General features: G+C 51.5%; 11 protein-coding genes and 2 pseudogenes. 7 read left to right on the top strand and 6 right to left on the bottom strand.

Going from position 1 to position 14,168, the window contains the following annotated elements; translation table 11 throughout:
* Positions 1-130 precede the first annotated feature (130 nt).
* Positions 131-970 carry a cyanophycinase gene (locus B156_RS0114310; protein ID WP_018620426.1) on the top strand — a complete coding sequence of 280 codons (840 nt, stop codon included), beginning with the start codon at positions 131-133 and terminating at the stop codon, positions 968-970.
* 3 nt (positions 971-973) lie between these two features.
* Here the strand turns inward: B156_RS0114310 and B156_RS0114305 are convergent, their stop codons facing one another.
* Positions 974-1,903 carry an isoaspartyl peptidase/L-asparaginase family protein gene (locus B156_RS0114305; protein ID WP_018620425.1) on the bottom strand — a complete coding sequence of 310 codons (930 nt, stop codon included), beginning with the start codon at positions 1,901-1,903 and terminating at the stop codon, positions 974-976.
* 324 nt (positions 1,904-2,227) lie between these two features.
* On the opposite strand from B156_RS0114305, the gene B156_RS0114300 reads away from it, so the two are divergent.
* The 3 genes from B156_RS0114300 to B156_RS0114295 all read left to right on the top strand — a co-directional run bounded on the left by B156_RS0114300 (position 2,228) and on the right by B156_RS0114295 (position 3,210).
* Complete coding sequence (locus tag B156_RS0114300) at positions 2,228-2,527, top strand: hypothetical protein (protein ID WP_018620424.1); 300 nt, start codon at positions 2,228-2,230, stop codon at positions 2,525-2,527.
* Positions 2,528-2,816: 289 nt separating this feature from the next.
* On the top strand, positions 2,817-3,008 hold the full coding sequence (locus tag B156_RS30850; RefSeq protein ID WP_084757749.1) for a hypothetical protein: 192 nt from the start codon (positions 2,817-2,819) through the stop codon (positions 3,006-3,008).
* Positions 3,009-3,027: 19 nt separating this feature from the next.
* On the top strand, positions 3,028-3,210 hold the full coding sequence (locus B156_RS0114295; RefSeq protein WP_026260835.1) for a hypothetical protein: 183 nt from the start codon (positions 3,028-3,030) through the stop codon (positions 3,208-3,210).
* Between the two features lie 101 nt (positions 3,211-3,311).
* Here B156_RS0114295 and B156_RS0114290 read toward each other — a convergent pair whose 3' ends face one another.
* From B156_RS0114290 to B156_RS0114270, 5 genes are all read right to left on the bottom strand, one after another.
* Positions 3,312-3,614, bottom strand: coding sequence for a hypothetical protein (locus tag B156_RS0114290; RefSeq protein ID WP_026260834.1), 303 nt, complete (start codon positions 3,612-3,614; stop codon positions 3,312-3,314).
* A 63-nt stretch (positions 3,615-3,677) separates the two neighbouring features.
* The gene (locus B156_RS0114285; protein ID WP_018620421.1) at positions 3,678-4,157 is read right to left on the bottom strand and encodes a YciE/YciF ferroxidase family protein; all 480 of its coding nucleotides are present in this window, start codon (positions 4,155-4,157) and stop codon (positions 3,678-3,680) included.
* Positions 4,158-4,497: 340 nt separating this feature from the next.
* Positions 4,498-7,677 (bottom strand): efflux RND transporter permease subunit, encoded by a 3,180-nt coding sequence (locus B156_RS0114280; RefSeq protein ID WP_026260833.1) that lies wholly within the window; start codon positions 7,675-7,677, stop codon positions 4,498-4,500.
* Between the two features lie 84 nt (positions 7,678-7,761).
* Positions 7,762-8,862: an efflux RND transporter periplasmic adaptor subunit gene (locus B156_RS0114275; RefSeq protein ID WP_018620419.1), complete on the bottom strand. Its 1,101-nt coding sequence runs from the start codon at positions 8,860-8,862 to the stop codon at positions 7,762-7,764.
* A gap of 110 nt (positions 8,863-8,972) precedes the next feature.
* Positions 8,973-10,313, bottom strand: coding sequence for a TolC family protein (locus tag B156_RS0114270; RefSeq protein ID WP_026260832.1), 1,341 nt, complete (start codon positions 10,311-10,313; stop codon positions 8,973-8,975).
* 388 nt (positions 10,314-10,701) lie between these two features.
* Between B156_RS0114270 and B156_RS0114265 the strand changes: the two genes are divergently transcribed.
* The 3 genes and pseudogenes from B156_RS0114265 to B156_RS32605 all read left to right on the top strand — a co-directional run.
* A complete protein-coding gene (locus B156_RS0114265) occupies positions 10,702-12,441 on the top strand; it encodes a glutamine--tRNA ligase/YqeY domain fusion protein (RefSeq protein ID WP_026260831.1) in 1,740 nt (579 codons plus the stop codon).
* A gap of 96 nt (positions 12,442-12,537) precedes the next feature.
* A pseudogene (locus tag B156_RS29215) lies at positions 12,538-14,028 on the top strand (DUF262 domain-containing protein); the annotation flags it as partial.
* A gap of 49 nt (positions 14,029-14,077) precedes the next feature.
* A pseudogene (locus B156_RS32605) lies at positions 14,078-14,168 on the top strand (IS5 family transposase); the annotation flags it as partial.

Raw genomic sequence — 14,168 nt, 5'->3', positions numbered from 1 at the left:
GCTTGTTTATGTTTACTTGTGGATTTATAAAAACAATAAAACCAATAGGCGGGCCGTGTGTTAAATAGCGGGGCCATTTTTCGGCAACGAATGACCGTACGTTCCCCCAACCAGCCTAACCCCCTGCACCATGCATATACGAGGTACCCTGATTGCCATTGGCGGAAATGAAGACAAGGGAGCCAAAACCAGGCCACTCCACGTTCACGATACCGTTCATGCCTTTGTTAACGCGGGCATTTTATACCGAATCATCGCCGAAATCAACAATGCCGATGCGTGTCTGGAACTCGTAACGACGGCTTCCAGCATTCCTAAATCCGTTGCGTATCAATACAGCCGGGCGTTCAAAAAACTGGGCCATACCAACATCCGGCCCATGCACATTACGTCGCCCCGGGAAGCGGACCATCCCGACATACTGGCCCGTATCCGAACCTGCGGGGGCATTCTGTTTTCGGGCGGGGATCAGCTGCTGTTAACCTCCGTGTTTAGCAATACCGCCTTTTGTCAACTCCTGCACGAACGCTACGTTCAGGAACACATCGTCATTGCCGGAACCAGTGCCGGGGCCATGGCGATGTCGGACCTGATGATTTACCCGCGTGCGGACGAGAACACACAACAACCGGATGTCGACTTACTGCCCGGCCTGGCGCTGGTGCATGATGCCATCATTGATACTCATTTTATGGTACGGGGCCGTTTTCGACGCCTGGCCTTCGCCGTAGCGCAAAACCCAACCCACATCGGTATCGGCCTGGAAGAAGATACCGGCATTATTATCCGCAAAGGCAACAAACTCGAAGCCATTGGTTCTGGCCTGGTTACGCTCATTGATGGGCGCAGCCTCAAAGAAGCGAACCTCACCGTAGCGCAGGTCAAGCACGATATTTTCATCGAGAATCTACTGGTGCACGTGCTTAGCCACGGGAACAACTTCACCCTGCGCAACAAAAAGTTTTCGTAATACTCAGGCAAAGATGGCCACCTCGCCCTGGCCCATCTGGTTACGCCAGGCCCGGTACATCCCCTCTGAGTTGAAGGGCAGTTCGACATTCCCGGCCCGGTCAACAGCAATCAAACCCCCTTCCCCACCCATTACGTTCAGCTTATCCTGTACAACGTAGGCACAGGCTTCTTTCAGCGACAACCCTTTGTAGGCCATCAGGCAGGAAATATCATAGGCTACCACCGACCGGATAAAAAACTCCCCGTAGCCCGTGCACGACACCGCGCAGGTTTCATTATTGGCGTAGGTACCAGCGCCGATAACGGGGGTATCGCCCACGCGTCCGTATTTTTTATTGGTTAACCCGCCGGTGGAGGTGGCCGCGGCCAGATTGCCGTGCTGGTCGAGCGCTACGGCACCAACCGTTCCTTTGCCGGTGTTCCGCTTGCTGTGGTCCAGCTGCGTTTTCTGCGTTTTATTGGCCTGCTGCGCTTCGGCAAGCTGCTGATAACGGAGTTCAGTAAAGAAGTACTCATCCGGCTCAATGGGCAACTTCTGGTCCCGGGCAAAGTCTTCGGCCCCGCTTCCCAGCAGAAAGACGTTCTCCGATTGCTCCATAACGGCCCTGGCCAGGGAAATGGGGTTGCGGACATTGGTGACGCCGGCCACGGCGCCGGCGTTCAGCGTCTGGCCACACATGATGGAAGCATCCAGTTCGTGCCGGCCACTGGCCGAAAAAACCGCGCCTTTACCCGCGTTGAAGCGTTCATTGTCTTCCAGGCTCCGAACGGCCTGTTCTACGGCATCGAGCGCACTGCCGCCCTGCTTTAATACCGCATACCCCGCATTGAGTGCCGCTTCCAGTCCGACCCGAAAGGCGCTTTCCTCTTCCGGGGTAATTTCGGTTCGGTTAATGGTTCCCGAGCCGCCGTGGATGGCCATTGTATACATAGGTGAAAAGTTGACTAAACAGGCATACAACCCGGATTGATTCCTTTAGGTTGTTGGGAGGGTTGTTCAGCATTGCCTGTGGGCTGCCACTGGCCAGGCATTATGGCTTCTGGAGATTGGTTTAGCCCACAACCAATTTAATTGAGCGTAACCAGCCATACGCCTAATGAGGGAATGGTCCGGCGTAGTCAGTTCATCCATCCTGCCACGCCCCTCAGGATAGGGCCCCAATCCTCACTTTCGGAGCCCGCTTTATTCCTTTTCGGCCCAACCGGAGTTAGGCCTGATAAACTATTCAGGCTAAAACACAAACCAACGATCATCATGACATCAACGAGCAGACAACCCAATCCGGACCAGACGGCAGAACCAACCGGCAGCCGTTTAAATAACGAGGCTGCTGCCGAGGAACATACCATAGACGCACCACAAGGTACGGCGGCCCTGAGCGACAATGACAATGCGGTTGCTGCGCAGCATATCATGGATACGGAGGCCAACGAAACAACAGATAGCAAGGATGATTCTACAATTCTGGGGGCAGATGGCCTGGCCGGTGGCCTGTCGGGCGACGGAGAACGGACTAATGAATACGATGCCGCGGTGATGGGCCTGGACGATTAAGCAGGGTTGTCGAGTTACACGTAGTCTCTCCGTTTCCGGCTGAATTTTTCAGCCCCTGCAAAAATACCATCCGCCCGTATTAACCCGATTTGTGACCAGCGCCCGGCAGGGAGCTTCCAGCCAGCAACGGGCTGAGTACCCCCTAACTGGCAGCGTACTAAAAATACGGATTGACTGAATCCCTTCGGCGGGGCCAGAACCTCATTCCTAAACCGCCTTCAGAACAGTAGCCAATGGCTTTAGTTTTTCCGCTAAATCAACGTAAACAATTTCTTAAACACGCAATAAAATGGCAGATAAAACACTGGAGAAAGTCGAAAAAGAATACGAAGGCCAACGCATTACCGGCAATCAGGACAATGGCACGGGCCACGGCAGCAAAGGAAATGGGCGCAGTTCCACCTCCCACAAAAGTTCGTCGAAAGGGAGCCGAAGTGCGGGTGGTTCGACGGGAGGAAGCAAATCGGGACACAGTAAATAAGGAACAAATCCTTACGGCAATGAACATAGGTATTAAGTACTACTCCCCGCAAATCAGCGGAGGCAACAGCCATAAAAACCAGCAGGAAGAAGGGCAGGCTGGCAAATCGGGCAGTCGACAGCGCTCCACGAAGAAAACCACGGAGAAGAGCGATTCAGCTAAGAAGAAGCAAACCAAGGCTAACGCAAACAGCGTGGATTAATACCAGCAAAGGTCTGCCATTGGCAGACCTTTGCTGAATACACTAGTTAAACACGCATTTCCTGCTCCAGTATGCTGTTTAAACGCGCTGCCAACGTGGATCTAGCAGGCACGTAACTGTTGATTTGCGCGGAGGAACTCGAGCAGATCAAAAGGTCGTCGACTCAGAAAATGATCGGTTAAAAATGCTACATCCAGTTCAAACTGGTAATGCTCAACCGCTGGATTGTACTCCCCCAGCAAAATCCGTTCGTAAGCCGCCTGCATTTGCTCGACATGGGAAGCCAGCCGCTTATACATTGCTTTCCAGACGAGTACTTCCAGCTCAGCACTCGTTTTATTTCCAGGATCGATACCCAGCAACGGGCACGCACTTAAAATCAAATCAAACGTAGCGTCCATCATCCTGCTAGTAAGGCCAGCAATAAGAAAAGCAGATAGCACTCCCGGTAAACCAGCACAACTGGTTTACTCCTGAGCCGCCTGCTGATTCACTGACTGCGTAGCAATAGTGGTTAGTTTTTCGTCGGTTGCTTTCTCCTCCTGAAGGGTAGTCTGCAGCAGATCGGCAATCTGCGTTTGACCGGCCTGCGCGGCCAGGGTTCGGGCGGTTCCGTACGAGGCAATCTCGTAGTGTTCCATCTTCTGGGCAGCCCCAATAATGGCCGCATCGGCAACGGGTCCGTCGTCCAGTTGACCCAGTAAGTCCTGGGCTTCCTCAATTAGCCCCTGCATAGCCATACACGTTTCCCCTTCGGGATCAATGCCCAATTGCTGAGCAATCTGTTCCAGCCGGGAAACCTGGTCTTCCGTTTCCCGCTGGTGGCGCTGGAAGGCCTCCCGGAGTTGATCGTTTTGTACGCGCTGGGCCAGTTGAGGCATCGCTTCCAGGGCTTGTTGTTCAGCCGAATACAGATCCTGAATTGTGTGGATCATTAGTTCATCCATTGTGTTCATAGCGTTTTAACGGTTTATTGTGAAAGCCTTATTGATACTACCTGTCCCGTTTAACCCGCGTAGGCTTTGGTAGTTGGGTGCTGATTATGGAGAGTGAGGAAACGGGCATGCCAGGCGAATGCCGACAGGAACGTAAGCAGGGTAAGTACTACATTTCATACAGGCCAGCCTTTCTCCGTCGCAATGCGGTTTACCTTAAACAGCCTGTGCACCCGGTTTAGAAGAAATCGACTATCACCTAATACGGTGGTCAAGGCTATTTAAAACAGAAGCTCCTCCAAACCAGCTGGTTTGGAGGAGCTTCTGTTTTAAATAGTGGTATGGAGTACAGTTACACCGCTACACTTTCCTCCTTCTCCTTTTTCTTACCTTTCTTTTTCAACGCTTCCAGACCTTTCTTGCCATAGGCCAGCCGGGTGATGCCCACATACAGTACGGGCACAACGAAGATAGCCAGTGAGGTAGCCGCCAGCATACCGCCCAGCACCGTGCGGCCAATGGTGGCCCGGGCCACTCCCCCGGCTCCCGTAGCGATAGCCAGCGGCACCACGCCCAGAATAAACGCCAGCGAGGTCATCAGAATCGGACGAAGCCGCAACCGGACCGCTTCAATGGTCGATTCGAGCAGGTCCTCTCCTTTATCGACGCGTTCTTTGGCAAATTCAACAATCAGGATGGCGTTCTTGGCGGCCAGCCCGATGAGCGTGATGAGGCCAATCTGCGCGTACACGTTGTTACTCAGGTACGGAAATAGCGTGAGGGCGAGGATGGCTCCCAGCGCCCCAATGGGTACCGACAGCAACACCGAGAATGGAACCGACCAGCTTTCGTACAGGGCCGCCAGAAACAGGAATACAAAGGTGATGCTCAGGGCAAAAATGAAGATGGAACTGTTGCCTGCGTTGATTTCCTCACGGCTCAGCCCCCCAAAATCGTAGGCGTACCCGGCAGGCAGCACCTTGGCCGCTACCTCTATCAGCGCATCGTTGGCCTGACTACTGCTGAAACCCGGTTTGGCCGACCCATTAATCTCCACCGACCGGAACAGGTTGAAGTGCGAGATAAGGGGAGCATTCTCTATAACCGTCGTTTTCACCACGCTGCTCAGCGGAATTAACTGCCCGCCCGCGTTACGCACGTAAAACTGGTTTAGCTTTTTGATATCATCCCGGTACATCGTGTCCGCCTGCGCCACCACCCGGAATTTACGGCCGTAAATAATGAAATCATTAACGTAGCGACTGCCCAGCAGCGTCTGGATGGTCTGGTAAACATTGGCCACGTTCAGGCCCAGCTTTTTGGCCTGCTCCCGGTCCAGGTCCACCCGGTAAGCGGGCGACTGCGCCGTGAAGTACGAATAGGCCCGGCCAATTTCGGGTCGTTGGTTGAGCTCGGTGAGGAAGTTTCTCACTACGCCCTCAAACGCCTGTACATCGTCCTGCGTTTCGCGCTGCTGAATCTCGAAGGTAAAGCCCGAACTCTGCCCCAGACCCGGAATGGCGGGGGGCAGGATGGCCTGTATCTTTGCATCGGTCAGGCCCGCAAACGCGCGTTGCAGTTTCGGCACCAGCGAGTCGGCCTGCATGCCTTCGCCGGTGCGTTCGTCCCACGGTTTTAGCTGAATGAACACCGTACCACTGTTCGATTTAGACGCGAACGTAATGGCATTCAACCCGCCCAGCGCCGTGAAGTGCGCCACGTAAGGCTGCTTTTTGAGGATAGCCATCATCTCCGTCAATACCTCCAGACTCCGCGCCGTTGAGGCCGCTTCGGGAATTTCGTAGGTCACAAAAATACGGCCTTCGTCTTCCGTTGGGATGAAGCCGGTCGGTTTGGCCCGAAACAGCATCCCCGTGCCGATGTACACCACCACCAGCCCGACAATGACCAGGGGGGTAGCCTTAATCAGTCGCCGGACCCCGTTCGAGTAGGAGTCCGTCATCCGCCCAAACCACTGGTTGAATTTGTAGAAAAACTTATTTAGCCCGGTCGCTTTTTCGTCGATGTGCATCGGGCGCAGCATCAGTGTGCAGAGTGCGGGGGTGAGCGAGAGGGCCACAAAAGCCGAAATCAGCACCGATACGGCAATGGTAATGGCAAATTGCTGATACAGTCGGCCCACAATACCGGGAATAAAGCCCACCGGTACGAATACAGCCGCCAGAATGAGAGCAATGGCAATAACCGGGGCCGAAATTTCGCGCATGGCCGACAGCGTCGCATCGCGGGGCGACTGGCCTTTGTCGATGTTGGCCTGCACGGCTTCCACCACGACAATGGCATCATCCACCACAATACCGATGGCCAGTACGAAGGCAAAAAGTGTGAGGTTGTTGATGGTAAAACCCAGCGGCACAAACAGGGCAAACGTACCGATGATGGATACCGGAATGGCCAGCAGTGTTATGAGCGTAGCCCGCCAGCTTTGCAGAAACAGAAACACCACTAAAATGACCAGCACCAGTGCTTCGAGCAGCGTTATGACTACTTCCTCAATCGACACCTGAATAACCGACACCGATTCGAACGGTACCACATAATCCACATCGGGCGGGAAGGTTTTTTTCAGCCGGTCCATCGTTTCGTACACCCCTTTGGCCGTTTCCAGCGCGTTGCTGCCGGGGAGTTGATACACCAGCAGGTAGGAGGCCCGCTTACCGTCCACAAACGAGTTGCTGGCGTACGAAAACTTGCCCAACTGCACCCGTGCCACATCGCTCAGGTGCACCAATGCCCCCAGTGACGGATTGGACCGGACCACGATGTTTCTGAAATCTTCCTCTTTGGTGAGCTGGCTATTGGTAAAGACACTGTATTCAAAGGCCTGCGAACTGGGTTGGGGCGGTCCACCCACCGACCCACCGGCAATCTGCAGATTCTGCTCCTGCAAAGCTGCCAGCACCTCATCGACGGTCAGGCCAAGCTGAGCCAGGCGGTCGGGTTTGAGCCAGATACGCATGCTAAAATCGTCGGCCCGGCTAAAGATATCGCCCACCCCCGGCACCCGCAGCAGCGCGTCGCGAATGTAAATGTTGGTATAGTTATCCGTAAACGACACATCGTGCGTTCCCTTCGGCGAAAAGATGGCCACCAGCATAAACAGCGACGGGTTCCGCTTGCGCACCGTTACGCCCAGCCGGGTTACGGCTTCGGGCAACTGTGGGGTGGCAATACCGGCACGGTTCTGCACATCGAGGGCCGCAATATCAACGTCGGTGCCTACTTTAAAGGTCACGTTCATCGTCATCCGGCCGTCGTTGGTAGCGTTGGTCTGAATGTAATCCAGTCCGGGTGTACCGTTCACCTGCGTTTCAATGGGCGTAGCCACGGTTTGCTCCACCGTTTGCGCATCGGCCCCGGTGTAGTTGGCCGTCACCTGCACCACCGGGGGCGTAATGGATGGGTACTGACTAACGGGCAGACTCAGCAGAGCCAGCACGCCCAAAGCCACAATGACAATGGAAACAACGATAGCCATTACAGGCCGGTTGATGAATACTTCTGCGAACACGTTCTTCTTTAATTATGAATGATGAATGATAAATGATGAGTAGAGTGCCCACACTGGCAGACATTTATAATTTATCATTCATCATTATTTCTCACTGATTTTCACCTTACTTCCATCCTTAATCTTCTGCGTACCACCGGTTACGATGGTCTGCCCTTCGGTGAGGCCGTTTTTTACGACTACGTTGCCCTGAATACGCGCGCCGAGGGTCACTTTCTTCTGGGTCACCTTGCTGCTGTCGCCCACAACGAATACGAAGTACTCACTCATCTGTTCGGTTACGGCTTTGTACGGAATCAGAAGCTGAGGCTCGTCGGTGCTGTTTTTTACGCGAATGTTGGCGTTCAGTCCTACTTTCAGCGTTTTGCCGGGGTTAGGAAACGCCACCCGAACGCGCAGGGTACCGGTTTGGGGGTCCACCGCCCGGTCGATGATGCGTACCGAGCCGGGGTATTTGTACAGACTTCCATCGGGCAGCTGGAGCATAAGCGTGGAGTCACGCACAACACCGGACTTACTCTGTAGCTTCGTAAACCGGGCGATATCAGCCGCGTCTGCCTGTACATCGGCGGCAATGGGATCATCGGCCGAAATGGTGTTCATGGGCGTAGGACCGGGCGCCACGGCCGAGCCAAGCCGCACCTGCGAAATACCGATGGTGCCATCCATAGGCGCGTAAATGGTGGTGTATTTGAGGTTGGTGGACACCTGCCGGATATTAGCCTGAGCGGCTTCAACCTGCATTTTAACTGCTTCGAGGGTTGCGTTGGCATTATCCACCAGTTGCGTCGCTACGGCATCCTGCGAGGCCAGCATGTTGTAGCGGCTGGCATCTTTCTGGGCGCGGTTGAGGTTGGCCTTCTGCACGTTCAGGTTGGCTACGGCCTGGTCGTACGTGGCGCGGTACTGCTGCGCATCGATGGTGTATAGTTTCTGCCCTTTACTTACGTGCTGACCATCCTGAAAGAATATACCCGTCACGTTGCCGGACACCTGCGGCTGAATTTCTACTTCACGCAGGGCCGTTACCGTAGCCGGGTATTCATCGTAATACGTAGCGTTGCCTTTCGTCACCTTTACGGCCGTTACGGGTGTGGGGGGCGGAGGCCCCTGCTGTTCGTTTTTCTTGTCACCACAGGCAGTGAGCAACAGGGTTGTACCGATAAATATAAGAATTGATCGCATTTATGTAGTTCGTAGTTCGTGGTTTGTGGTTTGACGTTTTCACCTGACGGCTGCCGGAGGAACGACAAACAGGCAAACCACAAACTGCAAGTAATTAAAAGTTAAACAGCTTAAAACGTTATTTCCCCCAGTGCCTGCTGCACATCCAGTTTGCTTATCAACACCTGATAGAGGGCGTTGAACACGTTGATGCGCGCGGTGCGGAGGTCGGCTTCGGCAATGGTCACGTCCAGGTACGTTTTGATACCGTTCCGGTATTGCAGATTGATAATCCGGTACACATCCTCGGCCAGTGCCAGGTTTTCGTTCAGTGCCTGATAAGCAGCCAGATTCCCTTTGTAATTAGCCAGTGCCTGGGCATATTCGGCATCGACCGCACTGGTCAGCTCGGCTTCATCCCAGGTTAACCGCTGCACCTGTAACTCTGCTATTTTGGTTTGCTGAATACGACGACCGCCCTGAAAGATGGGTAGGGCGACCGACAGACCAATCAGTGAGTTAGGGAACGTCTGGGCGAAAAGCTGCCCGAATGCGTTATTCTGATACAGCAGGTTATAGTTTCCGAATGCCGACACCGTCGGCAGATACGCCCACCGGTTGTAACGCACGTTAGCTTCCAGCAACCGCCCCTGACTGAGCAGAAGCTGGTATTCGATTCGGTTTCTGGGATTGACCCGCTGGTTTGTATCCAGTGCAATTTCATTCACCAGCTGGAGCGTATCGTAGGTTACGTGCAGAATGTCGTTGGGCGGGTAACCCATCAGCTGTTTCAGGGTCTGGTATTTGGCCCCGATAAGGTCGCGGTACTGCTTTTGCTGGGCGCGACTGTTATTGAGCGCAATTTTAGCCCGCTGCGGGTCCGTTTTATCCACGATACCACTCTGATACTGGTTGGTAGCATCCTGCAAACTGCGCTGTAGCCGGGTAATATCTTCGGTAAGAATGTCCACCTGCCGCTGGGTCAAAACCAGGTCGTAAAACGCTTTACTGACGTTCACCACCACATCGATTTTGTTTCTCACGGTTGTCTGACTGGCCTGTACCCGGTAGGTATCGGCCGTCCGGCTGGCCAGCAGCAGGTCGCGGCTGAATACGCTTTGGGTTAGCGAGAGGGATGCCGTCGAGGTGTTTCTAGCCCCAATTACGCGGGGAACGGGTTCGCCGGTGGTGGGATCGGGAAAAATAGTGACGGGTTGTTTCAGGTAATGCTGTAGGTTATAGCCAGCACCAAGCTGCGGATACCAGGCCGCCAGGGCACTCTGCACGGTACGTTCGGCAATTTCCTGGTCGATGATCGACTGCCTGACCAGTGGCCGGTGCGCCAATGCGTACTGAATACAATCGGTCAGGTAGGCTTGTTTGGCCAGTGAATCGGTAGTCTTCTGCGCCAATCCATCCATTGCCCCAAACAGACCAGGCAAAAACAGAAGGTATAGTAACGTTTTTTTCATTTGCGATAAGCCCCAAAACGCCATTGAACAATGTCCGGTAAGGATACTAGGGCGGGATAGTCAACAGCGTGTACTATGCCACAACTCGTGTAGGTACCTGTTTTGTTCGCTCCCGGCCAAGATTTTACACACTGTGCCTGAACTACTTGAGTAATTCTACACGCTCTCCTTGATGTAAAAACCTGACAAATCCGGCAGTCAGCAGGGGATTACGCAAAACTTTATTTTTTACATCCTATTTCCGTCTTTATCCAGCCGGTAATCAAAAAAAATGGCTACATCTTTCTAAGGAGCAATTATCGTCTCCGTACTGGCTTTGTGGGTGACTGGTTTGCCAAAGCGGGGCAAAGGCCGTAATTTTCGGTCTGTTTATCTGTTTGAAAGCAACATGACCGACCTACATAAAGAATCAGAGGGGACAAATAGTGAGTCTACCCCCACCGGTACCTCCCGCAATTTTATCGAACAAATTGTGGAAGCAGACCTGGCGGCCGGTAAAAACGACGGACGTGTCCACACGCGCTTTCCGCCCGAACCGAATGGCTACCTCCATATTGGCCACGCCAAATCCATCTGCCTGAATTTCGGTCTGGCCGACGAATACGGCGGACAAACCAATCTCCGCTTCGATGATACCAACCCCGTTACGGAAGATACCGAATACGTCGATTCCATTAAGAACGATGTGCGCTGGCTGGGCTTCGAGTGGGAGAATGAATTTTACGCATCGGACTACTTCGACCAGCTGTACGCCTTCGCCGAAACACTGATTCAGAAAGGGTTAGCCTACGTTGACGATTCGACCCCGGAGGAGATAGCGGCCCAGAAAGGGACGCCCACCGAGCCGGGTTTGATGAACATATACCGCGACCGGTCGGTGGACGAAAACCTCGATATGTTTCGGCAGATGAAGGCGGGGGCGTATCCCGACGGGGCTAAAGTGCTGCGGGCCAAAGTGGATATGGCTTCGCCCAACATGCAGTTGCGCGACCCGATTATTTACCGGATCAGGCACGCCCACCACCACCGTACGGGCGACACCTGGTGCATTTATCCGATGTATGATTTTGCCCACGGGCAGTCGGACAGCATCGAGCGCATCACCCATTCGCTCTGTACGCTGGAGTTCGAAGTTCACCGCCCGCTGTATGACTGGTTTATCGACAAACTGGCTATTTTCCCCTCCCGCCAAATTGAATTTGCGCGGCTTAACCTCACCTACACGGTGATGAGCAAACGGAAGCTCAGGCTGTTGGTTGAAGAGGGCCACGTGAACGGATGGGACGACCCCCGCATGCCCACCATTGCTGGACTTCGGCGCCGGGGGTACACACCCGCCAGCATCCGTCAGTTTGCCGACCGGATCGGCATTGCCAAACGGGACAACATGATTGACGTTGGTCTGCTGGAATTCTGTATCCGCGAGGAACTTAACAAAACGACCCACCGGGTCATGGCCGTACTGACGGATGGCCAGCCCGACGCCAGGCCGTTGAAACTCGTCCTGACCAATTATGAGGTGGGTCGGGAAGAGATGATGCGGATTGAAAACAACCCCGAAGACCCCGATGCTGGTGAGCGTGAAGTGCCCTTCAGCCGCGAAGTGTACATCGAGCGGGACGATTTTATGGAGAATCCGCCGAAGAAATTCTTCCGCCTGTTTCCGGGCGGTATGGTTCGGCTGAAAGGTGCCTATATCATCAAATGTGAGGAGGTGGTGAAGGACGACGCGGGCGAAATTATCGAACTCCGCTGCACCTACATCCCCGAAAGCCGGAGCGGTTCGGATACATCGGGTATCAACGTAAAAGGCACCATTCACTGGGTGTCGGTTCCTCACGCCATCGAAGCGGAAGTACGTTTATATGACCGGCTTTTCTCGGTCGAGAACCCGGCGGCTGATGAACGCGAACTTGGTGAGTTATTAAATCCTACTTCCCTGGAAGTAATACGTGCTTTTGTGGAACCGGCGCTGGTAGAAGCCGCCCGGTCGGGGTCACAATCCAACTTCCAGTTCATGCGCAAGGGGTACTTCGTCCTCGATGCGGATTCAACGGCTGAACGGCCCATCTTCAACCGGACGGTGACGCTGAAAGACGGTTGGGCGAAAGAGCAGAAAAAGGGGTGACGGTAGGAAGGGGTAATAGATAGAAAGGGTAATTTTCGAAGTACAAGTTAATGAAGTATTTGTCATACATACACCACAAGTATTTGCGATGTATGTATGACATTATTAGCCTTAGAAATCATGGCAGTTAATAATTTATTAGATACTAGCACTGTAAGTTTCAGCGATATTATTGGCAACGGCAAGATCTACCAAGTTCCATCGTATCAAAGAGATTACTCATGGAAAGAAGATCATTGGGAAGACTTGTGGAGTGATATAGTATCTATAACAGACAATGACTCTATACACTACATGGGTTCAATTGTACTACAAAATCAAGGTGATAAAAAATACACTATTATTGATGGACAACAAAGACTGGCTACTTTAAGTATCATAGCTTTAGCTACAATAAGGCTTATCCAAGATTTAGTTAATAATGACATTGAGAAGGAGAAAAATGAGGAAAGAATAAAAATTTTGAGCAACAAATTTTTAGGAGATAAAGATCCAGCATCTTTAACTTACTCCGAGAAATTATCGTTAAATGAAAATAACAATAGCTTTTACCAATCTCACTTAATGATTTTCAGGCCACCAATTAATGAAAGAACATTGAGAGATTCTGATAAACTACTGTGGAGATCCTACAATTTTTTTAGAACAACTTTACAAAAACATTTCGATAAGAATCTCAATGGGGAACAGATCGCAACGTTTCTGAATAAAAGGGTAGCCGAGAGGCTCATGTTCATACAAATTGTAGTAGAAAATGAGGTTAGTGCTTATACAGTTTTTGAAACGTTAAATTCCCGTGGTGTCGATTTAACTGTAACAGACTTACTGAAAAATTATCTCTTTTCCGTTTCTACTCGAACAGATTTGGTTCATGTCAAGGAAAAATGGCAGAGGATTGTAGATACCGTAGGTCTCGACACATTTCCAGCTTTTCTACGCCATTATTGGATATCAAAGCAAAAGCTAATTAGGCAAGAGTATTTATTTAGAGCCGTTAAAGAAACGGTAAAAACATCTATTGAAGTTATTATATTACTAGAAGATCTTGAAAAAGATGCTCAAATTTATATTGCATTAATTAATTCTTCAGATCCATACTGGATTGGTCTGAGAGAAGCACGAAAAAAAATAAAGGAACTTGAATTGTTCAAAGAGCGTCAAAGTCTTCCTTTACTATTAGCAGCTCATAATAATCTTAATACAGAAGAGTTCTTAAAAGTTCTTCGGATGGTCAGCATTATAACTTTTAGATACACGGTGGTTAGTGGTCTAAATACTAATCCTAAAGAGCAATACTACAGCCAAACAGCAATAAAGATAAGTCGTGGTGAATGTAAAAACGCAAACAGTATATCTCAGGAGTTAAAACCTCTATATGTAAAAGATTTAGACTTTGAGAATGATTTTTCAACCTTGTCGATTAAGACAAAAGGAAGAAGTAGAAAACTAGCAAGATATATTTTATTTGCTCTGGAAAATCATTTGAACCAAACAGATATAGATTACGAAGAAAGTCCTGCTACAATTGAACACATTCTACCTGAAAACGCAGATCTTGAATGGTCTTTAGAACGTGTTTGGGAATTGAAGAGGATTGAGAATCGTGTCAACTTTGTATCGACCAAAATGCAAAGTAATGACCAAACAGTGGGAGCCACTGACCGACCCTCAATGGGCCGCAATTTCGCCTTTTTTTAATCTCAAACGCAAACGAAAAGTTGACCTTC

Origin of the sequence: Spirosoma luteum DSM 19990 (genome assembly GCF_000374065.1) — a bacterium.
Taxonomy (GTDB): Bacteria; Bacteroidota; Bacteroidia; order Cytophagales; family Spirosomataceae; genus Spirosoma; species Spirosoma luteum.
Note: the sequence above shows the minus strand (reverse complement) of the source record. Positions and strands in the feature narration are given on the sequence as shown.